The sequence below is a fragment of the Tunturibacter gelidoferens genome, from assembly GCF_040358255.1.
In the GTDB taxonomy this organism is placed as follows: domain Bacteria; phylum Acidobacteriota; class Terriglobia; order Terriglobales; family Acidobacteriaceae; genus Edaphobacter; species Edaphobacter gelidiferens.
This window is the reverse complement of the sequence record NZ_CP132938.1, coordinates 4,341,034-4,365,337: the sequence shown is the minus strand read 5'-3', so window position 1 is coordinate 4,365,337 and position 24,304 is coordinate 4,341,034. Positions and strand designations below refer to the sequence as shown.

Below are 24,304 nucleotides of genomic sequence, written 5' to 3'. Positions count from 1 at the left end.
GCTTCGAGCAGCGAGAGGATTTGGTCTCGTTGCGTTCCCGGCTTTTCTGAGCGATGCGATTGTCCGAAGTGATCTCGAAAAATCCGACGAAGTGCGCGGGAAATCACGGGATAAAATCTTATTTTCTTGTGTGGGGATTTTTGTGGGGGTCATCGTCGAATATCGACATATCTCTTTGATTTTTCAAAGTTTTCGAATCCCTGGGGGGCAATACCATCGACACCCGCTTCGGCGATTCTAACGATTACGGAAAAGGAATCGATCAGGCCGTTCTCCGGTAGTAGGTGACCATGGATCTGCATATTCACGAAGAAAAAAGACAGTAACGAGTCAATGGCCGGCCTTCGCACCGTGCTCCGACGTTACCCACGTTGCCACGACCAGAGAGTCGAGCCGATCCTGCCTCGCTGTCACCCACGGCGCATAATGCTTCTCTGTCGTCTTGATTGAAGTGTGGCCCAACAGCTTACTCACCTCTTCCATTGGTACACCCTTTTGTAGAAGCGAGACGGCGAATGTATCGCGCAGTTGGTGCGAGTGGCCGTCCGGCATCCCCGCCGCTACGAACGTTTGCTTTACATCGTGTTGCCAGTTGGTGACGACCGTTCGTTCCGTTCCCGTCCCTGAGTTCCAGAAGATGTACTTAGGACTTTCGTTCAGCTTCATCACGGATAAGGCTTCCATTGCCACGTCAGGCGGAATCAGTACGCTTACATGTGTTCCCGTCTTCTGGCGACTAGTGACAATGCGATAGAGACCCTTGTGTTTGTCATGACGAACCTCAATGCGTTTGAGGGTCACCGTATCCCGTATAGCCAAACCCGAATGCCTCATGATTCGCACGAATGCGTGTACCCGTTTCGCCTTCGTTCCAGAGAACTCTTCGGGGATGACCTTCAATAGCTTTTTGTATTGAGCGTCCGTGAGTGGCAGGGTAGGAGGTGTCTTAACCTGAATAGAAGAGAGAATCGGGATGCGTGTGATGAAGTTCGATGCAAGACAATATCGTAGAAACCCTCTCAGACGCTCTTGGACTTTGGAGCGAGTCGTGGATGATGGATACAGGTCATTCCATCCAGCCCTAAACTCCGTGAGGTGACTCACGCTTATCTCATGCGGGAATAATTTGGCACGTTTCGCCATGAACTCTTTGAGTCGGTCTAACTGACGCTCGTACTTTTCAGGACCTCGGCGCTCACGCCCTGAGAGCGTTTGTCACTCACGAATAGATCAATAGCCTGCTCCATGGTCGTCCCACCCTTGGATTCAACCGTGACCGAACTAATCGGCTTTGTTGGATCAGCCGCCTCAAACTGAGCCTCAATCTTCCGTCGCCTCTCTTCTTCGATTTTCCACGAGCGAGTCTTAGCCGACTGACGTTGCTGCTTTCCGTTGTGCGTATAGCGGAGGTGTTTGGGGCAATTGCATTTCTTGTACTCGGGATCATCGCGCCGGAGACAGACTGCGGAGTGACGGACGAATATGTCGATTGAAGGGATGGTGGAAACTTTGACTGCTCTCGTCGTCATGTGCTTGTGCTGCCTCTCCGGGATGGTGACCCGAAAAGGTTAGCACGGAATTAGCACAATTTGTTGATGTAACTTGCTATGTTGCTGAAAATAAATTGCTTATAGATGGTGGAGGCGGTGGGAGTCGAACCCACGTCCGAAAAAACTTCCAACAGAGAGCTTTCATGCTTTTTCCGTGTCATTTTTGTCTCGTCATCGGCGCTTAGAACGGACGAAGATGCGACGACGACCAGTCTGATTGATCTCGTCCGACCCGCTCAGACGGAGCAGGGAAGACCAGCCTACTGTGCGACGATCGGTACAGGCCCGTAGGCGAAGCTTGAGCGATCGGCTACTTATTTAATTAAGCAGCAAGAGCGAACTGAGGTTCGGCACTTATAGTTTTGTGAGCGATTACGGGTGTCCACACCCCGGCATGCCTCTCTGCCACAAGCAATCCCGTCGAAGCCGTGACGCCCCCATCTGGAGCTGGCACCAACATTGCATTGGGCGCTACAAAGAACTATTGCGATTATAACTCTTACTGTTCGAGGCAGAGACTAGGCGAAGGCGAGGATCACGGCGCCAATGGTGATCAGCGAAGCCCCGCCGATCTTTAGTGGAGTCAGATGCTCGCCGAGGAACAGCCACGCGCCGAGAATGACCAGCACCACACTGAGCTTATCGACTGGCGCTACGCTTGATGCCGGTCCCATCTGCAGGGCGCGGAAGTAGCATAACCACGACAGGCCAGTGCAGATGCCTGAGAGCACTAGAAACACCCAGCTGCGCCGGCCGATCTGCGCGAGTGCGTGATGCTTCTCGAAGGCGACGGCGATGGCCCAGGTAAAGATCAGGATCACCGTCGTTCGAATGGCTGTCGCGAGGTTCGAGTCGATTCCCGAGACACCGACTTTGGCCAGCAGCGCAGTTGCCGCAGCAAAGACTGCCGATAGAACTGCCCAGAAGACCCAAGTCATAGATGCAAGCATACCTCGGTGGAAAAAACTTGTGCCACGAGATCGCAAGGCGCTACATCGTTGCGTTTACGAGGTCGACCTGCTGCCACTCGCCGCGCTCGATTCCAGCGCGAATCTGTGCCGGAGTCTGTCCCTTTTTCGTCTGCTGGTAAGCGTAGACAGCTTCTCTCATGCAGGTAGAACAGGCGGCGCCATGGGTGCCTTCGAAGCAGGTATGGAGACTGTTGTGATGCATCTCGCGGTCGCAATGACAGTAACAGGGTTGCTGATGCAGTACGGCGGGGATGGCGGCAGCCATCTTATAAGCAGTCACCTGATAGGGATGCGAGAAGTAGACTCCAGTCAGCTGATCGCCGCTAAGCACCGGGGGGAGGGGCTTTGTCGGAGCAGATGCGTTGTAGGCCGGGATATCTTCCGACGGGTTTGACCACTGGGCTGAGGCCACCATAGTGGCCAGACCTAACGCGATACATCCGAGGATCCGCTTCATGTCGGTATTTTAGATCAATCTCTTCTGGCGCCCGAATATCAACTTCGCTTGCGATCGTCTTTTCCGCCCGATCTAGATGGACTAATCGTCTGAGTGAGTCAGGATATCGTTCATCGACCATGTGGTACCCCCCTCCCCCCCGGGGGTATTTGGACGTAAACTGCTTATTTTCTTAGCTTTGCAGACACTATACGACTGTAAAATATTCTATCTAAATGGGTTGCGTCTAAAATATTCTATCTAAATGGTTTATGGAGCTATTTTGTCGGAGATCGGACTAACCCGGAAAAAATCTGGGCATTAGTGTTAATTATAGCGATCGAACGATAACTCATGCGCCACGGCTATCTCATTGTTATGGTTTGGGTTGCAAGAGTTTGGGACTTGACAACAAAAAATGGCGATTCTTTTCATCCGTCTTCTACTGAAACGGCAGGTGGCGAGATTTTGAATAGGGGCAGATCTTTTCGATCCGGTGGCGTGCTAAGTCTGTCGAGAAAGGTGGGCAAGAAGCGACGCGGGAGCTTGGAATCATTAAGTGTGGGAAGGGAACGTCAGAACAAAAAAATGCGGCACGAACGGTGTTTTGCTCGTGCCGGGAGGCCAGTGACGCAACTTGTATCAGCCTTGCTTCGATGATGCGGGCTGAGAGATTTCACGCCGGAAGACTCACGCTGCGTTGAATTGAAGATACCACAATATGGAGGGAAAGAAAGAAAAATATGTTCCATCATAGAAATCTGATGGTTTGGAGGTCGGTTTTTGGGCCGTCTTGCCCCGAGATTTTTCAGTAAAGCAATTGTAATCATAGTCTTATAAAAACTTACGCTTTTTCCACATATTTTCTTTGACGAGAAATACCGGTTCAAATTCTTTCTATGAAATACAGTTTTTTGCTGGGCTGAGTGTGGGCTGAGCGACTTTGCGTCAAATGGGCGGGATTAGGGGAGGCAAAGGAAAATACGGGGGTCTCTCCACAGCGTCGCGCGATAAGACTGCGCGACTTCGGTCGAGATGACGAGTCGCAAGAGGAGGCCCTGTTAGAAGTAGAGACTGTCCCGCCGGACGGGCCTCCTGCGCGGAGAGCGGTCACTTCGTGACTTGTATACCTTTTCTTGCAGCTACGATCGATTGTGAACCTCCCGTTGGTCGTGGATCCACTTTCTTCCGACCAACGGGAGGACCAGCATCGTTCGCTAACCACAACAAGGTTTACACGCCGCGAAGTGGCCGCTCTCCGCGCAGTAGGCCCGTCCCGCAGGACAGTCTCTGGGCAGCTTCTTACAGGCATCTTCTATCTGGGGGAACTACTTATGCGGGAGGGAACTCTTTGCTCAATTGGCTGGCCATGGAGGCGTCGCGCTGAGTAACTCCTGCGGCGTCGTGAGAGACCAATCCAAGGACGACCTGGTTGTAGCGGATATCGATGTCGGGATGATGATTTGCGGCCTCTGCCAGGACAGCGACACGGTTGACGAACGTCATTGCTTCGAGAAAATCCTTGAAGGTCCATTCGCGCACCAGTTTGCCGCCCTTGAGATGCCACTCGGGGTGGGCTTTTAGAACGTCCTCAATCTCAGTCGCATTCATGGCTTTCTTCATGGAGAATCACCTCGCCCTGCGATCCTAGCTGCGTTGTTTGTCCGGCGCAACCGGGAGAGCGCTGATGCGTAGCGACGATGGGGAGGAAGATCGTAATTCGGTTGCGGCACGCAGGTCCAACCAGGTTTCGGGGGGGAGGGCGAGAAAGACTTCAACGATTTGCGGATCGAACTGGGTTCCGGCGCAACGGATGATCTCATCTCTGGCCGCCGCGAAGGATGTTCCTTTGCGATAGGGGCGGTCGGAGGTCATGGCGTCGAGGGCGTCGGCGATGGCGAAGATGCGTGCGCCTAGAGGGATCTCCTCGCCGCGCAGGCCGCGTGGATAGCCGCTTCCGTCGAACTGTTCCTGATGGGCGTAGACGATCTCGGCGGCCTCGCGGAGGAAAGAAATCTTACGGACCATCTCGTATCCGCGCTCACAGTGTTGCTTCATGATGGCGGTCTCTTCGGCGGTGAGACGGCCGGGTTTGAGGAGGATGGCGTCGGGAGTGGCAATCTTGCCGATGTCGTGGAGGAACGCTCCACGAGCGATGATTCGCAGATCTTCGGAATCCAGCCCCATGGCCTGGGCGAGTGTGTTGGTGTAAGCGGTGACGCGTCGGGAGTGGCCTTCGGTCTCCTGGTCGCGCAGATCGAGCGCGTCGCCCATGGCTTCGAGGGTGATGTCGTAGCTGCGTTCGAGATCCTGCATGGTGGAGCGGAGGCGGCCGGTTCTGGTGTTGACGATGGCTTCGAGGTTGTGGCGGTAGATGGTGTTCTGTTTGCGAAGCCGGCCGTGTTCGATGGCTCGCATGACGACGCTTTCGAGGTCGGTGCGCTCGAAGGGTTTGAGGAGATAGTCGACTGCGCCGCGGCGGAAGGCGCTGGTGACGACGTAGATGTCGTTGATGGCGGAGAACATGACGACGGGGATGCCGGGGTGGTCGGTGCAGAGGTGATCGAGGAGGGTGAGACCGTCGGTGATGGGCATCATGACGTCGGAGAGGACGAGGTCATAATCGGGGTCCTGCTGGAGCCGGGTGAGAGCCTCTTCGGCGCTTTCGGCGGTGGTGACGGAGTATCCGCTGCGGGTCAGAAGTGCTGCAGCGACCGATCTTACGGGTTCTTCGTCGTCAACTACCAAGATTCGTTCCTGCGTCATGGATGGATACTTTCGCGTAGCGACGCTGCCGTCTTTTGGTTAGATGCGAGCGGCTTCTCTTCTGTGTCTTTATCGGCAGACCGAGCGGCTGGATGAGCGGTTGGTTGCGGCGCTTTCGGCGGAAAAAATCCTGATATGGGCCATGGGGCGGTTTCTCATCTTTTTCGGATTTTTTGGAGGGGGTTCGTGGAAAAAGGCCGGAGTGGTGTGGTGAATTGGTGGTGAGATCGTGGTGATTTGCGTGGTGGATGTGGTCTTTGGAATGTGTTTTGAGAGGTGCGAAAAAATGCGCCACGATCTTCGAGTTTATTTTTGGCCTTGTGTGATTTTGGTGGATTTTGACAGATAGAACAGGGGGATGTAGTTTTGGCGCCATCAGGACTGCTCTCTTTCTCCGTTGGCGATGCGCTTGAGAGCCGGATGCTTGGAACTACAACCCGTAGTCACAGAAGCGATGGAGAGAGACTTATGAAGACGTTGTTACTTTTGCTGGTGATGTGCACGACCTCTCTGCACGCCCAGATGGAGGGGCTCTGGGAGGGGTATGACGGAGAGTGGGCGCATGTTTCGCGGCAGCTGGTGGCGCTTGCGGAGGCAACGCCGGCGGACAAGTTTGCGTGGCGTCCTGCGCCCGGGGTGAGGTCGACGAGCGAGGTGTACATGCACATCGCGTTGGCTAACTTCTATCTGCTGAGCGTGACCGGACCTGCGATGCCGCCGGACATCAAGTCTGAGGATATGGAGAAGACTGTGACCTCGAAGGCGGACGTCATTGCGTTTCTGAAGCGGTCGCTGGATGCGGTGAAGACGGCGCGTGCTCAGTTGAAGCCGGGGGATCTTCAGCGCAAGGTCATGATCATGAAGAAAGAGGCGACGGTGGATGGGATGTATCTGCGCATTCTGGTTCACGATAATGAGCACATGGGGCAGCTGATCGCTTATGCGCGTATGACGGGCGTGGTGCCTCCGTGGTCGGAGCCGGTTCATAAATAAACCTGCTCACAATAATCGCTGGGCTTTGTGGGCTGGCTGTTTAGAGCGATGTCCCTGATACCTACAGCAGATTCCTCCGCTGCGCTGCGGAATGACAACAAAAAGCGCGGAACGACAACAAATAAAGCGCCGAATGACAAAACGAAAAGGAGAACAAAGCTCTACACCGATGCGCATTCTGCTCTAGCTGTTTGTGTTTTGTTTGGCTGCGGCTTTGCGGGCGGCTACCCAGCCGGGCTTGGTGGTTTGGCGGGAGCGGCCAAGGGCTAGTGCGCCTTCGGGGACCTCTTCGGTGATGCAGCTGCCGGCGGCTATGTAAGAGCCTGCGCCGATGGTGATGGGGGCGACGAGGGTGGAGTCGGAGCCGACGAAGGCGCCGTCGCCGATGATGGTGGGGTGCTTATGGACGCCGTCGTAGTTGCAGGTGATGGCTCCGGCGCCGATGTTGACGCCGTCGCCGATGACGGCGTCGCCGAGGTAGCTGAGGTGGTTGGCCTTGGAGCCCCTGCCGATGATGGTCTTTTTGGTTTCGACGAAGTTGCCGATGTGGGCTGCTTCGCCGATGCGGCTCTCGGGGCGGAGGTGGGCGTAGGGGCCTAGGATGGCGTTGTTGGCCACTTCGGCGGTATCGAGGATGCAGCCGTTGCGGACGAGGACGTTGTCGCCGAGCCGCGAGTTCTGAATGACGGAGTAGGAGCGGATGCGGGAGTCGCTGCCGATGTGGGTGTTGCCGAGGAGCTGTACGTAGGGCTCGATGATTGTGTCGGGGCCTACTGTGACGTGGGCGTCGATGACGCAGGTTTCGGGGCGGAAGATGGTGACGCCCTGGGCCATGAGACGGTGGGCGGTGCTAAGGCGCATGGCGGCGTCGAGGTGCATCATCTCGGCGATGGTATTGGCGCCGAGGACCTCGTCGACGCTGTCGGCTTTGATGGCTACGACGCGCTTGCCTTCGGCGACGAGCATGGCGGCGATGTCGGTGAGGTAGAACTCGCCGTGGGTGTTGTTGGTGGTGAGGGCGTTGATTCTGGCGAAGAGGGCTGCGGTTTCGAAGCAGTAGATGCCGGAGTTGATTTCGGGGGCGCTGAGCTGGTCGGAGCGGAGAGATTTTTGTTCGACGATGGCGGTGACTTCGGGTTTATCTGCTGATGCGCGGAGGACGCGGCCGTAGCCGGTGGGGTCGGCGGGGACGGCGGTGAGGATGGTCATGGCAGCGTGCTCGCGGAGGTGGGTGTCGCGGACGGCGGCGATGGTTTCGGGGCGGATGAGGGGGACGTCTCCGGAGAGGACTAGAAGATGCTGTGGGATTGGCCTGCCGGAGAGCTCGAAGTCGGCCTTGAGCATCTGGAGGGCGTGGCCGGTGCCGCGCTGCTCGGGCTGGAGGACGAACTGGACGCCGGTGGTGGCGACGGCTGTGCGGACGCGATCGGATTCGTGGCCGATGATGCAGAAGATGTGGTCGGCGGGGACTACGGTTTCGGCGGCGGCGATGACGTGGAGGAGGAGGGCGCGGCCGCCGATCTCGTGAAGAACTTTGGGGTGCTTGCTTTTGAGGCGGGTGCCTTTGCCGGCGGCCATGATGGCGATGGCGAATTCGTTGGAGACCATAGAGGACTATGGTCTCATGCTGGGTCTGTTGCCGGAAGATGTAGGGTTATCTGATAGTGTCTGAAATTTGCTTGGTCGAAAGCTATCCTTCGAGTGGAATTATGATCACTTGCTTGAATTGACTCTCAGGAAGATCAATTCGGTTTCTAGATCATCTGCCTGCAAGGGTAATCTCTCGTTTCGTGTAGATAAACATTCAATTACTGGCCTGTGTTCGGATCAGAATTATTCCTTTAATTTTTCCCACCAAGTTAATGGCCTAACAAAGAGAATTACCTGTCCGGGCTGCGGTGAAACTGTGGCTTTACCACATGTGTTTGGCGAAACATAGCCATGCTGAAATATCTCCTTCGTCGAGAAGTTTTCTGACCTCAACCACGAGTAATTTGATCCTCCTGATCCACACGATACGTAAGGAGTGTTGATTCGGAGAGACTCGTTGTAGTTCACGACAGGATGATCCACAACGATAGATCCGCGATCCTTCGAGGAGTTTGGAATGTTTATTTCACCGGGATTGAGCGTTAGTTGTAGCCGAGCAACGCCGTGACCATCAGTTGGTATGGCGATTGCTTCTTTGCGCTCTGACCCTACCCATACATTCACATAGGAGGACGCCCCCACCATAGGGTGTCCGTTCTGCCCATCCACCAATGTAATTTCAAGCGTTTGTGCGGAGAGAGATGCCCCGTACAAGATCAGGAAAAGCGACATGAGAAATTTGAGAATACCGAAGCAGGGAAACGGTTGATTCCGATAGACTGCCATTTGCGTCTCGCCATATCCAATTAGAGTTAAGATCTGCCTCGCTTTGCGTTATTTGCTGCGCCACTTGGTGGTGAGTTGTTTGTCGGCGAGGGCTTTGATGAAGACGCCGCCTACGACGCTGCGGGCCTGGAAGCCGACTTGTTTGCCGGTTTTGGTGTCGTACCAGTCGGTGAGGGGGACGCGGGTTGGGGTTTCGTTGGTCCAGCGATAGATGGGGTCGACGATGGCGTTGAACTGCGTGGGGTTTGAGGCGAGGGTTGCGGTCCAGATGGACCAGTCGAGCTTGGTGTAGTCGGCGCGGCTGTCGAGGGGGAGGCCGTAGAGGTTGAGTTTGGTGAGGTAGAAGGCGACCTCGCTGTCGCGGACGCTGTTGGGGAAGAGGTTGTAGTCGAGGAGCTTGTCCCAGACAAGGTTGTACTTCTGGCTCCAGGTGTTGGGGCTGTTGAAGGCTAGCTTGTAGTGGTCGCCTTCCTTGGCCATGGTGATCCACTTTGCGGCCATCTCTTTTGCGGTGGATTGGTACTGCTTTGCGACGGCTTCCTGCTTGAGGAGATGGGCTAGGTCGGCGTAGGCGGCTAGGGCGTCGATGGCTTTGAGGGAGAGGTTGGCGTTGTGGGCGACGTGGCCGGCGAAGTCGTCGGTGGTGAGCTGGGTTTCGGGGTCGAGACCGTGGACGTTGAGATACTCGGCCCATTTGGTGAGCTGGGGCCAGTAGCGTTGGGCTAGTTGTGGCGTGCCTTCGGCGCGGGCTACGGCGTCAACAAGGATGATCATGTTGCCGCTCTCTTCGACGGGCATTTGATCTTCTTCGGTTTTTTCGCCGCCGCCGTAGACCTGTCCGTTGGCCAGGGGGTATTGACCGAGATCGTGAGGAGAGAAGGGAAACTTCCAGCGTGCGAGGGAGGAGTACTCGAGGACGGGGAGGAGCTGGGCTTCGAGGAGCTTTGGGTTGAAGAAGAGGAAGAAGGGGGCTGAGGGGTAGAGGACGTCGACGGTGGCGATGCAGCCGTTGGAGAAGTTCTCTTTGGCGAAGAGCATGGGGTCGCTGTTGGCGTCGGCTACGAGTTTGTGCGCGGCGATAGCCTGGCGGTACGAGAGGATGGCGATGTAGGCGTAGTGTTCGCCGCCAACTTTGATGAGGTCGGCGGTGAGCTCTTTGTCGAAGGCTTCGCCGCGTGCTTCGAGCTCCGGATATTGCTGTTCGGCTAGATCGAGCATCTGGTCTACGGGCATGTTGTTGCGCTGCCAGTAGGGGCGGAGATTGCGCTGGAGGTACTGGATGGCGTAGTCGTCGGTGTAGGAGACGAGGATGTGGCGGGTGATGGGTTGTGAGGAGACGGAACCGAAGTCGATGATGGCGGAGAGTGCGGCGGCAGAGTGGTCAGCGCGCTCGGGCATGTCCATGGTGTCGGTGGTGGGGAGCTGGCCGGTGGAGGCGAAGGCGGTGGCTGCGTGGGGTGCGAGGAATGTTGCGTAGTGCGGGTCATTCGGGACGGCTAGATGGAAGTAGCCCCAGTCGATGCGGAGATCGTCGCCGGAGCGGTTGAGGATCTTTTGATCCTGAGAGCCGGTGGAGAGGACGTTGAGGGAGGAAGTTTGGTTGCGGAAGGAGTTGACTTGTTGGCTGCGGTCGTTGACGGCGATTAGTGGGTCTACGTCGAGAAGGATAGAGACTTGGTGAGGTGTGGCGTCAGTCGATTCGGCGGTCCAGGTGAGGTAGGTTACGGGGCGTGAGACGACGTCGAGGTCGCTGAGGAGGGCGGGGGTGAAGAAGATGAGGCGGAGGGTGATGCCGTTTTGACGAAACTCGTAGGTGGTGTGGGTTGGGGTGATGGCATGCGCTGTTTGCTGCATGGTGGGGACGGTGTCGGGGTTGTGGCCGAGGAAGCGGAAGGGCTTGCCGTCGATGCGGGCGATGCCGGTGATGGGTTGTGGGGCGCCGGTCCAGTGGGTGGTGTCGGAGTCGGTGAGGTTGTCGGTGGTGGACCAGACGCTGAAGTAGGGGTCGTGCGTGATGAGCGGCGATGCCGGAGGACGTTGCTGGGAGGCTAGGGGGAGAGCGGTGAGAAGCAACGAGGCAGCACTTAGCAGGAACTCTTGCGGGTTTTTTATGACGAACCTCCGGGACGATGACGCTTTTCAAGGATAGCGCCATCGTGCCCATTGAGGGGGCTGTTGCTCAGAACTCGATTAGGAACTGCTTGCTTGGGTAGCAAATTACTTGGCTGACCCAAAGCAGTCCGCTATTTACCTGGTGGCGGACTTGTCCAGTGCTCCTGCGCAACAGCGTCCGGCCATGCCGAGCCTGGCGGCGACATCGTAAGCCAAGTCTCTGCGAGCTTGCCTGCCTCGATCCGGTAGAGTTGCATGCCAGCCTGGCTGTGCGCTTCTCCGGTCTTTGTATCTGTCCACTTAAATGCAAAGCGAAACCAGGCGCGGTCGCCTGCAAATGTGTGGTCATACACAACCACTCGAATGCCCGGGCGCTCCTCGCGAATCCTGGCTATCTCCGCCGCGTAGGCGTCTCGGGTTACGGTGCGGTCGCCCTTTTGGTCATGTCGGAGATAGGCTTCTGCGACGCAGCTCGGTACCAGGTCGTACTGGCCCTCGTGCCAAACCCGCTCCCATCGATCGAAGAGGCTTATTAGTGCAGACTCGTTTGACATTGAACTCTTTCTTGCTGGTGGCTCAGTTGGCGTCTTCTGGCTGGCGCGAGAGGCGGTATTGTTCGCTCCCAAGAACGCAAATAGAAGAATCAGGATTCGTTTCATTGTTCACTCTTCGAAGGTGACAACTTTCGAGACAGTTCCTTGCCTTAGGGTAGGCGAAAGAACGGTGAGTCAGTCAAGTACTTGTTACGCTTGCTTGTGTCCTGCCGGACGGGCCCACTGCGCGTGGGGCGGTCACTTCGTGACTTGTATACCGCTTTGCCTAGTGCTCCCGTTGGTCGCGGGTTGGATTTCTGGCGGTACTCCGGACTCGTTATTCGGCTGGTTTGGCGTTGGGTGGGGGCGGGATGGTGATGTCTAGATTCTTCACGGTGCCTAGACCCAGGGTGGCGAGCGATGGCGTGATCTGTGACTCGTTGCCTACTACGATGACGGCGAGTTTGCTGGTGTCGATGTACTTGTTGGCTACGCGGGAGACGTCGGCGGAGGTGACTTTTTCGATGCCGGATTTGTATTTTTCGAGGGTGTCGGCTGGATAGCCGTAGAAGGCGAGAGTGACTTGCTCGCCTAGCGTTTTGTCGGGCGAGTCGTAGTGGAAGATGAAGGAGTTGAGGACCTGGTCTTTGGCCTTGCTGAGTTCGGCGGGGGTGGGTGGTTCTGTTTTGAGGCGGTCGATTTCGGCGAGGAGAGCCTTGGTTGCGGCTACGGTGGTGGCGCTCTTGGTTGCGGCTTCGACGACGAAGATGCCGGGGTGGTCGTAGGAGGCGCCGTAGTTGCCTTCGACGGAGTAGGCCAGGCCGAGTTTGGTGCGAACGTCCTGGACGACGCGGGAGCCGAAGCCTCCGGAGAAGACCTGGTTCATAACGGAGAGAGCGTAGTAGTCGGGGTTGCTGCGCTCGGTACCGAGGCCGACGATGATGACGTTGGATTGGTTGACGTCGTCTTTGGAGACGAAGTTGACGGTGGGTTTTGGGTCGGTGAAAGTGGCTTTGAAGGACTGGAAGCGCTGGCCGCGTGGGATGGGCGAGAAGGCAGCGCGGAGCTTGGCTTCCATGGCGGTGGAGTCGAAGTCGCCTGAGAGCGCGACGATGATGTTGCTGCCGACGACGGTGTGGGTGTGCAAGGCGTTGAGGTCGGCGAGGGTGACGGCGTCTACGGTGGCGTATTCGAGCTCGCGGGCGTAGGGGTTGTGGGGGCCGTAGGCGATCTTCGCGGCTTCGCGAGTGGCGATGCTGCCGGCGTCGTCGTTGCGGCGAGCGATGCCGGTCTCGAGCTGCTGCTTGGCGAGTTGGAGTTTGTCATCTTTGAAGGTGGGATGGAGGAGGAGGTCGATGGTGGAGGCGAAGACGGTGTCGAAGTCGCCTTTGAGGCTGGACCAGGCCATGGAGGTGGAGGCGGTGCCACCGCTGGTTTCGATGGAGGCGGCCTTGGCTTCGAGGACGTCGTCGAGCTTGTCGCCGTCGATGGTTGCGGTGCCGCTGGTGCGCCAGGTTTCGCCGTAGAGGGAGGTGAGGCCTACCTTGGCGTTGGGCTCATCGCGGCTGCCGCCTCGGATGAGGATGGTGCCGTTGATGAAGGGGAGCTCGTGGTCTTCCTGGAGGAAGAGGACTATGCCGTTTTCTAGTTCGACGCGGTGGGGTTGGACGGGTTTGAAGGCTGGAAGGGGTGGGATGGGGATTTGCTTCCACGGTTGTACCTGTGTGGCGGGGGCTGTTGGCGCTGCGGTCTGGGCGTAGATGGGGAGTATTAGGAATGCTGCTGCGGCTATGGTCGCGATGTACTTTGTGAATGGCACTGGTCTTAGTGATTTGTGGCTCTGGGTTGCGTTGGGGATTTTCGATGAGACGGAATTTGAAGCCGCGAAGACAACAGCAGATTCCTCCGCTGCGCTACGGAATGACAACCAAAAAAAACTAGATGACAACTGAGAGATATGCGATGACAGGTGAGAGAAGCGGAGACTTGGGTTCACTGAGCACCTCCGGCGGTTGGTTGGACCTGAGGAGCTTTGCGTTGGGGTGGGACGAATTCGATTCGTGCGCTGGTTCGGTTGCTGTCGGTGAAGATCTTGTTGGCGACGCGGCGGATGTCGGCTTTGTTGACGGCGTCGATCTTGTGGAGTTGGTTGAAGAGCTCGCGCCAGTCGCCGAAGCGGGTTTGGTACTCGGCTAGTTGATGGGCCAGGCCTTCGTTGTCGGCGAGGCCGCGGAGGAGGTCGGCGCGGGCGCGGGTCTTGAAGCGTTCGAGTTCAGCATCGGTGACGTCTTCGCTCTTGAGGCGGTCGAGTTCTTTGTGAATAGAGGTTCGCATCTCTTCAGGTGTGTGGCCGGGGAGAGGGACGGCGTAGACGGCGAAGAGGCCGGGGTACTTGTCGCCGGGGAAGCCGCTGAAGCCCTGGGCCTCGGCAGCGATGGACTGGTCGCGGACGAGAGAGCGATAGAGGCGAGCGGTGCGGCCGTTGGAGAAGATGTCGGAGATGGCGTCGTAGGCGGAGTCGTCGGGGTCGAGGTAGTCGGGGCGGTGGTAGCCCTCGATGTAGAAGGGCTGGGTGGCCTCGCGGATGGTGACGGATTTTTCGGCGACTTGTGGCGGCTCGACGGTGGTCATGGGCTCGGGGCGCGGGGCGGCGGGGATGGGGGCGAAGTAACGCTCGAGGATGGGCATGGTCTCGGAGGCTTTGAGGTCGCCTACGACGGCGATGACGATGTTTGCGGGGACGTAGTATTTTTCGTGGAAGGTGGTGGCTTCGGTGGCGGAGACCTGGCTTATCTCGCTCTCCCAACCGACGCCGGGGCGGCGGTAGGGATGCGCGACATAGGCGGTGGAGAGGAACTGCTCGACCATGCGGCCTACGGGGGAGGAGTCAACGCGTGTGCGGCGCTCCTCCTGGACGACGTTGCGCTCTTTGTAGAACTCGCGCTCAACGGGATGGGCGATGCGCTGGCTTTCGAGGTAGGCCCAGAGCTCGAGGCGGTTGGAGGGCATGCTCCAGAAGTACTGGGTAGAGTCTTCGGTGGTGTTGGCGTTGATGCCTACGGCTCCGTTCTCTTCGGCGATCTGCGAGAACTGGTTGGGGATGACGTACTTTTGCGCTTCGGCCTGAGCATCCTGAAACGCTTTGAGGAGCTGTGCGAGTTTTTCGGCGTTCTGGCCGACACGTTTGCGGTACTCGGCGTCGTAGGCCGCGTAGGTGGTTTCGACTTTGGCGAGGGCGATCTTTTCTGCTGGGTAGTCTGTGGTGCCGATCTCGGTGGTGCCCTTGAAGGCCATGTGCTCGAACATGTGCGCGATGCCGCTGGCGCCGTCGGGGTCGTCGGCGGAGCCTGCATCGACGAGGGTGTAGAAGCTGAAGACGGGGGCCTCTGGGCGCTCGCAGATGATGAGGGTGAGGCCGTTAGGGAGAACTTTGACGGTGGTGCGCTTTTCGAAGCTTGCGAGGTCCTGTGCCTTCGCTGTGACGCCTAGAGCGACTGCACATGCGATGATGATCGCGATTGAGGCGATGCTACGTTTTACCTTTACCAAAAGCCCTCCGCAGACTTTTTTGAGTCAAGAGTTCCACTATATCGAAGCCCGGGGCCGGGCTCTATTGCCGGGGGCCGAATAAGGCGTTCCATATTTGACGTATGACACGCCAGATTTGCTTCAGCAGGCTCTCAGCCTCTGCCTGGATGCTAGTTACGACGGCGGAGAGGAACTGCTCGCGTGTCCAGTTGTTGCGGGCGGCGCTGGGGCCTCGGCGCAGGCAACGTGCTGCTGCTTCGGCCCAGGAGCCGGACTGGACGGCGGCGATGAGGTGAGGGAAGTCTTTGAAGAGGCCTGCGGGGCCGAGGTTGTAGGTCATGTCGAGAAGCGCGAGCTTTACGGAATCGGGGAGGGTGTCGTAGTGGGGGAGGTGGGTGCGGAGGTCGGTTTCGAAGCTGTGGAGGACGGCGGTTAGTTTTGCGTCGATGGTCTGCTGGGGGAGTTCGAGGCCGTTGGGGGATTTGTAGAAGGCGGCGGCTCGGCCTTGGGGAAGGGAGTTGATGCGTGTGTACTCGGCGGCGATCTCTTGTAGTGTGGCGGGGCGGCTGCCGAGGATGAAGGGGAGGGATTCGGCGGCTTTGGCGTCGGGGAGCATGAGGCCTACTCCGACGGTGACTTTGCCAACCGTATCGCGATACATCCACGGGATGCAGCCTTCGAACTCTTTCAGCTTTGCAAGCGATTGCTCTAGGTAGGTCGCCACGATCTTCAGGCTAGCATGCGCGACTTTCTGGGTTGGGAGAAGAAGGCATACGCCAAGGGCTGAAGCCCACTACCGGTCTTGAGGCGCAGAGAGACCCCAAGGCTAAAGCCTTGGGGTCCCCTACGGCAAAGACTTGCAACAGCAGATCCCTACATGATGGCAACAAAAGACAAATGCAACAGCAGATCCCTACGGGATGACAACAAAAAGAAGCAACAACAGGTCCCGAATTTGCGGCTTAGTGAGGCCTACTGCTAGGGGATGGTGTAGAAGGCGGCTTGCATGCCGGGGGTTGTGACGCTGACTACGGAGGAGCTGTTGTTGCGGATGATGGTGATTTCGGCGCGGCCGTTGGACATTTCTACGACGCGGGAGGCTTTGGTGGTGCCGCGGTTGTCGATGAGGGTGCCGAGACCGGCGATGGTAAAGCGCAGGCGGTTGCGGGCGTCAAGACAGAGGATGCCTTTTGCGTCGTAGAGCTTTGCTTCGACGGTGACGGTCTCTTTGCCGTCGATGGTGGTGCGGGATCTTTCGGTGAGTTTTAGGTCGGCGGGAGCGCCCCAGGGCTCTGTCTGATAGATGAAGGTGATTTCGTCGGTGATGGTTTTACCGGCTTTGGTGGCTACGACGCGGAGGGTGTTTTTGCCGGTGGCGAAGGGAGTCGTCCAGCGGAGGCCGGCGGCGGGGAAGTCCTGGCTGCTGCGTTGTTTTGTGCCGGCGGATTTGCCATTGACGAAGAGCTCGGCGGTGTCGCAGTTGGAGTAGACCTTGACCATCTTCTGTTCGCCTTCGGTGCCCCAGCGAATGGGCCAGGTGTGGCCGTAGATGTGGGCCATGGGGACTTCGGTCCAGTAGGACTGGAAGACGAAGTAGCTCTCCTTCTTCGTCATGTCTCGTTCGATGAGGCCTTTTTGGTTGATGCGCGGGATGGGATTTTCTACGCGGAGGGGAGTGGTGAAGTCTTTGAAGATCCACTGGGCGGAGCCGGTGAGCCAGGGGAGAGTCTCCTGGGTTTTGAGGTACCAGTCGAAGAGGTTGCAGGCGTAGGTCTCCGACCAGTCGCCGTCTTTGGATACGCGGGTCTGGCCGCCCGTGAGGAGATAGTCCATGCCGCGTTCATCTGTACCTTTACCAGTTACAATTTTGCCGAGGACTTTGTCGGGGTCTTCAGAGTGGCGACCGGCGTGGCTGTCGGCTCCCCACTCTGCGTGGAAGAGATGGTTGACGCGCTCACGCTCGGTTTCGAGGGTCTTCTGGTACTCCGGGTAGGTGCCGCGATACCAGCCGGCCCAGATGGAGGGCGAGTAGACGTCGGGGATGTCGCGGGCGAAGTCGCAGCGGCGGATGGTCGTGAGGCGTGAGGGATCCAGTTGGTGCGAGAGGGTATTGAGCTCCTGCAGGTAGGTGCGGATGGCCTGCTGGTTGACGTCCGGGTATTCGGTGGGCCAGTCGTCCTCGTTGCCGAGGCCCCAGAGGAGGATGCTGGGGTGATTGTAGTGTTGGGCGATCATGTTGCGGAGGGTGCGGCGGCCCATCTCCTGGAAGGTGTCGTTGCCGATGCCGCCGCGGCACCAGGGGATCTCTTCCCAGACTAGGATGCCGAGGCGGTCGCAGTGCTCGAGGACGCGGCGTGATTGCTGATAGTGGGCGAGGCGGATGAAGTTGACGCCCATGTCCTTGATGAGCTGCATCTCCTGGTTGATGAGATCGTCGGGCATGGCGGCGGCGAAGCCTGCGTGATCTTCGTGGCGATGGGTGCCGCGGAGGAGGAGACGCTCGCCGTTGAGTTTGAAGGGGCCGTGCTGGACGAACTCGGTGTGGCGAATGCCGAAGGTCTCGCGCGCGGTGTAGTCAGCGTCTGCGTTGTTGGCTGCTGAGGCGTGGAGGGTGATGCGGCACTCGTAGAGTTGTGGGTCGGAGGGGCTCCATAGCTGCGGTTTTGCGATGGTGAAGCTGATGAGTTCGGTTGCGTCGTGCCAAGGTGGGAGCTTGTGGGCCGATTGATGGACCAGGGTGCCTTTTGCGTTGACCACTTCTATGGAGAGATTGAGTTGCTCGGAGGAACTGGCGGGGTTGTGCAGGGAGCCGAGGATTGTGATCTTCGCGGGACTTGTCGGTGTGGGCAGATCGGTGCGGATGTGAATTGTTTCGAGCGAGACTGCGGGAACGTAGACGAGGCTTACGTGACGGTACATACCGCCGTAGAGACTGAAGTCGCTGAGGTCGGAGGGCATGCGGTCCTGATCGCGGGAGTTATCGCAGAGGATTGAGATGGGGATGCCTGCGGGCTTCTTAACTTTTGATTTCGTCGGAGCGGAAGCTGGATCTGCTGCTGTCTGGGAGGCGTCGGGGAGCAGGTCGGTGATATCGAAGACGAACTCGTCGTAGCCTCCGGTGTGTTTTCCTGCTAATTTTTCACCCACATAGACGGTATTAGTTTGGCCGGCTCCTTCGAAGTGAAGGAGGGTGCGTCCGTTGGGGAAGGGGTTGGCGATGGGGACGTGGCTGCGGTACCAGCCGTTGCCGCGGTAGTAGGGGATGTCGGGGTCGCAGCCGTCGTAGGCGTTGAAGCAGTGGGGCATGGCGATGGGCTGCCAGACGGCGACCTCTTCGCTGTGCCATGCCTCCCATGGGCTGCCGAGAGAGCCCTGGAGGAACTCCCATCCTTCGCTGAGCCGACGCGTGTGGGGTGTGTCGGCCGCTGGATTGGTGTTGCGGCCAAGGGTTGCGATGGAGGCTTGTAAGGGGAGAGCAGGGAGCCACGAAGCTGCGACGGCGGTCGCGCCAGTCTTTAGAAAATTTCGTCGCGAGTACATCGTGGCTGTCGTTCTCCTATTGGTGGTTTGCGTTGTTTTAATGGAAGATTTCTGGGTGTTAATAACGTTTTCGCAACAATAATTCAAAGTATCTACAAAATGCTTGATCTCCAGTGATATAAAGACTCGTCGCCAAAGATGTCAAGCGATGGGCGGCTCAAGATTGATTCGAACGACAGTGCGACGTTCGAGTTTTGCCCAGTTCGTATGTTTTGATATGGTTTCGCCTATTGATTTTATGAGACACGAAAGCTAACGATGCCCACCACACATTCGGCTCGGTTCACCTTTACCCGCAGACAGAGCGCGTCGAACAAAACGCCTCGCCAGATCAACCGGAACCTTGTCTTCAATCTGATTCGAACTCGTCAGCCGTTGTCACGTGCCGATCTTGCCCGCGTCTCGGGTCTGCAGCGCAGCACGGTCTCGCTGATCGTCGAAGACTTGATCAAGGAGAGGTGGATTCTGGAGGGTTCGACGGGGCGGCCACCTCGTGGTCGCAGACCGACTTTTCTCGAATTGAATCATCAGCGTGCTGTGATTGCGCTGGACATTCATCCGTCGCAGACGACGGTTGCGGTGACTGATCTTGGCGGGAAGATTGTGGCGCAGAATGTGGTCGAGCTGCCGGAGGATCCGAAGAAGGCGATTCAGCCGATTATCTCTGCGATTCGGAAGCTGATCGCGGCGCATAGCGACAAATCGTTTGACGGAATTGGCATCAGTCTGCCGGGTCGAGCTGACCCGCTTCGCGACGAGCCGATCTTTGCGCCGAACTTGAAGTGGCCCATCTCGAGTATCAAGTCGCGTATTCAAAAAGCTACGGGGCTGCGCGTTGAGATGGATAACGTCGCAAATGCGTGCGCGCTGTCGGAGGTCTGGTTCGGCGACAGCGATGGCTTGCATGACCTGGTGGTGGTGAATGTTTCAGAGGGAATTGGAACGGGAATCTTTGCCAATGGGCAGTTGCTTCGCGGCGCAAACGGCATGGCGGGAGAGTTTGGCCATGTGCAGATGGAGATGAATGGACCGCGGTGCGGGTGTGGGGGGCGAGGGTGCTGGGAGACTGTCGGCTCGAATCGCGCGGGTCTGCGCTACTACGAAGAGATGAGTGGGGCGAGCGCGCCGCCTACCTTTGCAGCGCTGGTGAAGATGGCGCAGTCCCATGATGCCAATGCGGTCAAAGCTCTTGAGAAGATGTCTTCGTTTCTTGGACGGGGATTGAGGATGGTTGCCAATGCCCTGGCTCCGAGTGAGATTGTGGTCGTTGGGGATATTACGGCTGCGTGGTATCTGTTCGGGCCGATCGTTGAGTCTGAACTCAAACAGAATGCTCTTTCGAAGGCGCCGAGGTTACGGCCTGCCTTTGAAGGGAACACGGCGCGGTTGCGGAGTGCAGTTGCACTGGTAATGAATGGGAGTCTGGTTTAGGGATGATGTTTTTTTCGAATGTTGTGACGCTGCAGTGGGGATCCGGTGGGGTTTCTCGAACTGGATTGCTGGCAAGAACTTCGCGTGGCTTTGCTCTTGTTCTGCTGGTCGGGGCTGTTTCGATGGGGGCCTTTGCGCAGACTGCTCCGGAGGTGGCTCCGACAGCGAAGGTTGTGCCGGTGGACGGTAATGCCGCAGGGGATGCTCCGGATGATCCTGGGCCACTGGCCAAAGGACTGTCGACTGAGTTGAAGCCGAAGGCCATCGATGCGGCCATAAAGAAGGTTGCCGACTGGCAGGTTGCTTATGCGGAGCCGCACTTCAATAAGCAGTGGACGTTTGCTGCGCTCTATGACGGATTGCTTGCGGCATCGAAGACTACTGGTGATCCGAAGTATCGCGATGCTGTACTGCATCTGGCGGAGCGGTCGGACTGGACGCTGCTCGATGCACGGTTTCCTCATGCAGATGATCAGGCTTTAGGGCAGGCTTACATGGACCTCTATCGCAAAGACTCGCAACCTGTGCGGATGGCGGACACGAAGGCGATTATGGATCGTCTGATTGTGCGTGTAGACGACCCCAATAAGCTGCTTTGGTGGTGGTGCGATGCTCTGTTCATGTCGCCGCCGGTGCTTTCACGGATGTATGCGATTACGAAAGACCGGAAGTATCTCGACTACATGGATCACGAGTGGTGGCTAACGTCGGGGAGCCTCTACAGCCAGGAGGAGCATCTTTACTTTCGCGACAGCCGCTACTTTACGCAGAAACAGGCGAACGGAAAGCCGATCTTCTGGTCGCGCGGCAATGGCTGGGTGATGGGTGCGCTGGTCAATGTGTTGCGGAGCATGCCGGCGGACTATCCTTCGCGACCGAAGTATGTGGCACAGTTTCGTGAGATGGCCGAGAAACTGGCGGCGATTCAGAGTCCGGATGGGTTGTGGCGATCGGGGTTGCTGGACCCGGGGTCTTATGACCTGCCGGAGGTGTCGGGGTCGGCGTTTTTTACGTTTGCGATTGCGTATGGGATCAATGAGAAGATTCTCGATCGCAAGACGTATCTTCCGGTGGTGGAGAAGTCGTGGAAGGGAATGCTTGGGCACATCTACGCGGATGGACGTTTGGGTTCGATTCAGCCGATCGATGGGCAGCCGGGCAAGTTCAAGCCTTCGGCGAGCTATGTGTATGGAGTTGGCGGCTTCCTGATGGCGGGTTCGGAGATGCATCGACTCGCTGCGTCCAAGCACTAGCGCTTATACAAATCGAGGCGCTACGGCCGGGTGATGCTAACGTGCGATGAGTACCGCTACACTGGATAGGCATGGGAATGGAATCGATACAGTGAGCGCGACTGCACGAGCCAAAGGTCCGGACATGCGGGTGACCGTCGCCGGTGTTGAGTTTAGCTCGCCGGTGATTGCGGCAAGCGGAACGTTCGGTTATGGGATCGAGTTTGAAGATATTGTTTCTCTGGATCGCATCGGAGGGTTGGTCACGAAAGGGCTCTCCCGCGAGGCGATGGCTGGCAACCCGGCTCCGAGAATCATAGAGACCCCCGCCGGGATGATGAATGCGATTGGGCTGCAGAACATGGGGGTTCGCGCCTTTATCGCAGAAAAACTTCCCAAGCTGAGGAAGATCACGGGCACGGTCATTATTGCGAATGTCTTTGGATTCACCATCGAGGATTGTGTCGCGGTTATTCAAGCCCTGAACGATGCTCCCGGTGTTGCGATGTATGAGCTGAATGCGAGTTGCCCCAATACCAGCCATGGAGGCATGGTCTTCGGAACCGATCCGCCGCAGCTTTGGGAGTTGGTGGCACGATGCAAGGCGGCGGCTCGCAGGCCTTTGATGGTCAAGCTTTCACCTAATGTTACGGATATTGGACTAATGGCGCGCGTTGCAGCGGACGGGGGCGCGGACGCGGTCTCACTGGTCAACACGTTCGTCTCTTTGGCGATTGATGTTGAGACGCGTCGGCCTCGCATCGCCAATATCACCGGAGGACTCTCCGGACCCGCAATCAAACCCATTGCGGTGCGGATGGTGCATGAGGTTTCAAAGAATGTGACCATCCCTATCGTTGGCATGGGAGGAGTTGTTCGGGCCGAGGACGCGGTTGAGTTCATGATGGCTGGAGCGACCGCGGTACAGGTTGGGACGGCCAGCTACGCGGATCCTCGCGCCGTCGAGAATGTTGCGAATGGGCTCAAGCGCTGGTGTGTCGCGCACCAGGTTCTGCACGTAAGCTCGCTGACTGGTTCGGCTCTGCTGTGACGAGATGCTGTCGCTTGCTGGCTTTAGAATAGTCAGGTGATGATTGAACACGACGTTGCTTCCTTAGCTGCTCCTACCGATCTTCGGCAGATCCGCCGCGCTCTCCTCTCTGTTACTGACAAGACAGGACTTGTTGATTTTGCTCGAGTTCTTGCGTCGTTCGGCGTGGACCTGGTTTCAACCGGGGGAACCGCCCGTGCGCTACGAGAAGCGGGTCTGCCCGTGCGCGATATTAGCGACCTGACCGGATTTCCCGAGATGCTCGATGGCCGCGTGAAGACCCTTCATCCGAAGGTTCACGGTGGGATTCTGCATATCCGTGATAACGCGGAACATATGGCTTCGGTCGCTGAACACCAGATAGAACCGATCGATATGGTGGTGGTGAACCTGTATGCGTTCGAGAAGACGGCGAATCGGCCCGGGGTTGCTTTCGCGGAGGTGATCGAAAATATTGATATCGGTGGACCCTCGATGGTCCGGTCGGCGGCGAAGAACTTCGCGGACGTCGCGATTGTGACCTCAGTCGCGGACTATTCTCGATTGGCGGATGAGATGGCCGCGAACTCGGGCGGTCTGAGTCACGCGACACGCTGGAGGCTCGCCAAGACAGCCTTCGCGGTCACCGCAGCATACGATGCAGGCATAGCGACGGCGCTGGAGAGCATCGAGACTCCGAGCGGCAAGGCTATTTTTTCGCGAGAGCAGTTACCTACAACTATTCGGGTCAATGATGTGCTTCTCAAATCGCTTCGCTATGGGGAAAATCCACACCAGAAGGCTGCGCTTTATACCGACGGCAGTGACAAAGGTGTGGCGAATGCTAAGCAGCTACAAGGGAAAGAACTCAGCTACAACAACATCGTGGATCTTGACGCTTGCTGGGAGTTGGTAAGTGAGTTCGACGAGCCGGCGGTTGTCATTATCAAACACACCAACCCCTGTGGAGCTTCGACCGGAGCCACCGTTGCGGAAGCGTATTGCCGTGCTCTTGAGGCCGATCCGGTGTCGGCCTTTGGCGGAGTGATTGGGATAAACCGCGAGGTGGATGCCGCAGCAGCAGAGGAGATTGCGAAGCTGTTCGTCGAGGCTATCGTCGCGCCTTCGTTCACTAGTGAGGCGCTGGAACGTTTTGGGGCGAAGAAGAATCTCAGGCTCCTTGAGATTTCGCCCGCTGATACTCCACGCGTCTTGAAGCAGGTTTCAGGCGGGATGCTGGTGCAGGATGCCGATCGGTTGCGGATCAGGGAGGGAGAGCTTCAAATCGTCTCCAAGCGAGCGCCCACTGCGGAGGAGTTGCGTGCTTTGCTGTTTGCCTGGCGAGTATGCAAACACGTCAAATCGAACACGATCGTCTACGCTCGTTTCAGCGGTGGCCACGGCCAGACGGTCGGTATCGGGGCGGGCCAGATGAGCCGGGTGGATGCAGCTCGCTTCGGCGCAATGAAAGCCGTACTGCCGCTAAACGGCACCGTTGCAGCCTCCGACGCATTTTTCCCTTTCGCGGATGGCCTGGAAGTTGTAGCGCAAGCTGGTGCCACAGCGGTGATTCAGCCCGGTGGTTCGGTGCGGGATGCCGAGGTGATCGAGGCTGCAGACAGGCTGGGCGTGGCGATGGCGTTTACCGGCGTCAGGCACTTTCGGCATGGATAATCTTCCGGATTTGAGCCAATGACGGATATAATCACCGCCATGCTGCGCAAACGGCTAGTCTGGGCCCCCTGCATCCAATCCGCAGGCGGCATCGTCTAACCAGTGTCTAGTCGAGCAGCATCGACTTCCATT

The 24,304-nt window shown here is 57.6% G+C and carries 20 protein-coding genes and 1 other RNA gene; 5 read left to right on the top strand and 16 right to left on the bottom strand.

Going from position 1 to position 24,304, the window contains the following annotated elements; all coding sequences use genetic code 11:
- Positions 1-330 precede the first annotated feature (330 nt).
- The 8 genes from RBB81_RS18945 to RBB81_RS18910 all read right to left on the bottom strand — a co-directional run bounded on the left by RBB81_RS18945 (position 331) and on the right by RBB81_RS18910 (position 6,099).
- Complete coding sequence (locus RBB81_RS18945) at positions 331-1,143, bottom strand: tyrosine-type recombinase/integrase (RefSeq protein WP_353071710.1); 813 nt, start codon at positions 1,141-1,143, stop codon at positions 331-333.
- A 17-nt stretch (positions 1,144-1,160) separates the two neighbouring features.
- The gene (locus tag RBB81_RS18940; protein ID WP_353071709.1) at positions 1,161-1,529 is read right to left on the bottom strand and encodes a hypothetical protein; all 369 of its coding nucleotides are present in this window, start codon (positions 1,527-1,529) and stop codon (positions 1,161-1,163) included.
- Positions 1,530-1,635: 106 nt separating this feature from the next.
- Positions 1,636-1,989: a transfer-messenger RNA gene (gene ssrA, locus RBB81_RS18935) on the bottom strand.
- 79 nt (positions 1,990-2,068) lie between these two features.
- Complete coding sequence (locus RBB81_RS18930; RefSeq protein ID WP_179584625.1) at positions 2,069-2,488, bottom strand: EamA family transporter; 420 nt, start codon at positions 2,486-2,488, stop codon at positions 2,069-2,071.
- Positions 2,489-2,540: 52 nt separating this feature from the next.
- On the bottom strand, positions 2,541-2,978 hold the full coding sequence (locus tag RBB81_RS18925) for a CYCXC family (seleno)protein (RefSeq protein WP_353071708.1): 438 nt from the start codon (positions 2,976-2,978) through the stop codon (positions 2,541-2,543).
- Positions 2,979-4,289: 1,311 nt separating this feature from the next.
- Positions 4,290-4,580 carry a 4a-hydroxytetrahydrobiopterin dehydratase gene (locus RBB81_RS18920; protein ID WP_183787800.1) on the bottom strand — a complete coding sequence of 97 codons (291 nt, stop codon included), beginning with the start codon at positions 4,578-4,580 and terminating at the stop codon, positions 4,290-4,292.
- 24 nt (positions 4,581-4,604) lie between these two features.
- Positions 4,605-5,723, bottom strand: coding sequence for an HD domain-containing phosphohydrolase (locus RBB81_RS18915; protein ID WP_353071707.1), 1,119 nt, complete (start codon positions 5,721-5,723; stop codon positions 4,605-4,607).
- On the bottom strand, positions 5,695-6,099 hold the full coding sequence (locus tag RBB81_RS18910; RefSeq protein ID WP_353071706.1) for a hypothetical protein: 405 nt from the start codon (positions 6,097-6,099) through the stop codon (positions 5,695-5,697). The genes RBB81_RS18915 and RBB81_RS18910 overlap by 29 nt, the downstream gene beginning before the upstream one ends.
- A gap of 92 nt (positions 6,100-6,191) precedes the next feature.
- Here RBB81_RS18910 and RBB81_RS18905 point away from each other — a divergent pair, with 92 nt between their 5' ends.
- On the top strand, positions 6,192-6,716 hold the full coding sequence (locus RBB81_RS18905; protein ID WP_183787802.1) for a DinB family protein: 525 nt from the start codon (positions 6,192-6,194) through the stop codon (positions 6,714-6,716).
- A 183-nt stretch (positions 6,717-6,899) separates the two neighbouring features.
- Here the strand turns inward: RBB81_RS18905 and glmU are convergent, their stop codons facing one another.
- From glmU to RBB81_RS18865, 8 genes are all read right to left on the bottom strand, one after another.
- The gene (glmU, locus tag RBB81_RS18900) at positions 6,900-8,324 is read right to left on the bottom strand and encodes a bifunctional UDP-N-acetylglucosamine diphosphorylase/glucosamine-1-phosphate N-acetyltransferase GlmU (RefSeq protein WP_353071705.1); all 1,425 of its coding nucleotides are present in this window, start codon (positions 8,322-8,324) and stop codon (positions 6,900-6,902) included.
- A 225-nt stretch (positions 8,325-8,549) separates the two neighbouring features.
- On the bottom strand, positions 8,550-9,092 hold the full coding sequence (locus RBB81_RS18895) for a hypothetical protein (RefSeq protein WP_353071704.1): 543 nt from the start codon (positions 9,090-9,092) through the stop codon (positions 8,550-8,552).
- Positions 9,093-9,140: 48 nt separating this feature from the next.
- Positions 9,141-11,165 carry a glutaminase family protein gene (locus tag RBB81_RS18890; protein WP_353071703.1) on the bottom strand — a complete coding sequence of 675 codons (2,025 nt, stop codon included), beginning with the start codon at positions 11,163-11,165 and terminating at the stop codon, positions 9,141-9,143.
- A gap of 170 nt (positions 11,166-11,335) precedes the next feature.
- Complete coding sequence (locus tag RBB81_RS18885; RefSeq protein ID WP_353071702.1) at positions 11,336-11,758, bottom strand: nuclear transport factor 2 family protein; 423 nt, start codon at positions 11,756-11,758, stop codon at positions 11,336-11,338.
- Between the two features lie 316 nt (positions 11,759-12,074).
- A complete protein-coding gene (locus RBB81_RS18880) occupies positions 12,075-13,556 on the bottom strand; it encodes a M16 family metallopeptidase (protein WP_353071701.1) in 1,482 nt (493 codons plus the stop codon).
- 173 nt (positions 13,557-13,729) lie between these two features.
- Complete coding sequence (locus RBB81_RS18875) at positions 13,730-15,286, bottom strand: M16 family metallopeptidase (protein ID WP_218892472.1); 1,557 nt, start codon at positions 15,284-15,286, stop codon at positions 13,730-13,732.
- A gap of 61 nt (positions 15,287-15,347) precedes the next feature.
- A complete protein-coding gene (locus tag RBB81_RS18870; RefSeq protein ID WP_353071700.1) occupies positions 15,348-15,989 on the bottom strand; it encodes a glycoside hydrolase family protein in 642 nt (213 codons plus the stop codon).
- Between the two features lie 254 nt (positions 15,990-16,243).
- Positions 16,244-18,805: a glycoside hydrolase family 2 TIM barrel-domain containing protein gene (locus RBB81_RS18865; protein WP_353071699.1), complete on the bottom strand. Its 2,562-nt coding sequence runs from the start codon at positions 18,803-18,805 to the stop codon at positions 16,244-16,246.
- Between the two features lie 258 nt (positions 18,806-19,063).
- On the opposite strand from RBB81_RS18865, the gene RBB81_RS18860 reads away from it, so the two are divergent.
- The 4 genes from RBB81_RS18860 (at position 19,064) to purH (ending at position 24,172) form a co-directional block, all read left to right on the top strand.
- A complete protein-coding gene (locus RBB81_RS18860) occupies positions 19,064-20,236 on the top strand; it encodes an ROK family transcriptional regulator (protein ID WP_179584605.1) in 1,173 nt (390 codons plus the stop codon).
- A 2-nt stretch (positions 20,237-20,238) separates the two neighbouring features.
- Complete coding sequence (locus RBB81_RS18855) at positions 20,239-21,489, top strand: glycoside hydrolase family 88/105 protein (RefSeq protein WP_353071698.1); 1,251 nt, start codon at positions 20,239-20,241, stop codon at positions 21,487-21,489.
- 124 nt (positions 21,490-21,613) lie between these two features.
- Complete coding sequence (locus tag RBB81_RS18850) at positions 21,614-22,519, top strand: dihydroorotate dehydrogenase (RefSeq protein ID WP_353073954.1); 906 nt, start codon at positions 21,614-21,616, stop codon at positions 22,517-22,519.
- Positions 22,520-22,558: 39 nt separating this feature from the next.
- The gene (gene purH, locus RBB81_RS18845; RefSeq protein ID WP_353071697.1) at positions 22,559-24,172 is read left to right on the top strand and encodes a bifunctional phosphoribosylaminoimidazolecarboxamide formyltransferase/IMP cyclohydrolase; all 1,614 of its coding nucleotides are present in this window, start codon (positions 22,559-22,561) and stop codon (positions 24,170-24,172) included.
- The last annotated feature ends 132 nt before the right edge of the window (positions 24,173-24,304 follow it).

Coding starts and splice junctions, on each gene's coding strand:
- RBB81_RS18945 (WP_353071710.1), bottom strand. CDS start 1,143: ATGGCGAAACGTGCCAAATTATTCCCGCATGAGATAAGCGTGAGTCAC.
- RBB81_RS18865 (WP_353071699.1), bottom strand. CDS start 18,805: ATGTACTCGCGACGAAATTTTCTAAAGACTGGCGCGACCGCCGTCGCA.
- RBB81_RS18895 (WP_353071704.1), bottom strand. CDS start 9,092: ATGGCAGTCTATCGGAATCAACCGTTTCCCTGCTTCGGTATTCTCAAA.
- RBB81_RS18850 (WP_353073954.1), top strand. CDS start 21,614: ATGCGGGTGACCGTCGCCGGTGTTGAGTTTAGCTCGCCGGTGATTGCG.
- RBB81_RS18915 (WP_353071707.1), bottom strand. CDS start 5,723: ATGACGCAGGAACGAATCTTGGTAGTTGACGACGAAGAACCCGTAAGA.
- RBB81_RS18920 (WP_183787800.1), bottom strand. CDS start 4,580: ATGAAGAAAGCCATGAATGCGACTGAGATTGAGGACGTTCTAAAAGCC.
- RBB81_RS18940 (WP_353071709.1), bottom strand. CDS start 1,529: ATGACGACGAGAGCAGTCAAAGTTTCCACCATCCCTTCAATCGACATA.
- glmU (WP_353071705.1), bottom strand. CDS start 8,324: ATGGTCTCCAACGAATTCGCCATCGCCATCATGGCCGCCGGCAAAGGC.
- RBB81_RS18930 (WP_179584625.1), bottom strand. CDS start 2,488: ATGACTTGGGTCTTCTGGGCAGTTCTATCGGCAGTCTTTGCTGCGGCA.
- RBB81_RS18885 (WP_353071702.1), bottom strand. CDS start 11,758: ATGTCAAACGAGTCTGCACTAATAAGCCTCTTCGATCGATGGGAGCGG.
- purH (WP_353071697.1), top strand. CDS start 22,559: ATGATTGAACACGACGTTGCTTCCTTAGCTGCTCCTACCGATCTTCGG.
- RBB81_RS18910 (WP_353071706.1), bottom strand. CDS start 6,099: ATGGCGCCAAAACTACATCCCCCTGTTCTATCTGTCAAAATCCACCAA.
- RBB81_RS18860 (WP_179584605.1), top strand. CDS start 19,064: ATGCCCACCACACATTCGGCTCGGTTCACCTTTACCCGCAGACAGAGC.
- RBB81_RS18925 (WP_353071708.1), bottom strand. CDS start 2,978: ATGAAGCGGATCCTCGGATGTATCGCGTTAGGTCTGGCCACTATGGTG.
- RBB81_RS18905 (WP_183787802.1), top strand. CDS start 6,192: ATGAAGACGTTGTTACTTTTGCTGGTGATGTGCACGACCTCTCTGCAC.
- RBB81_RS18855 (WP_353071698.1), top strand. CDS start 20,239: ATGATGTTTTTTTCGAATGTTGTGACGCTGCAGTGGGGATCCGGTGGG.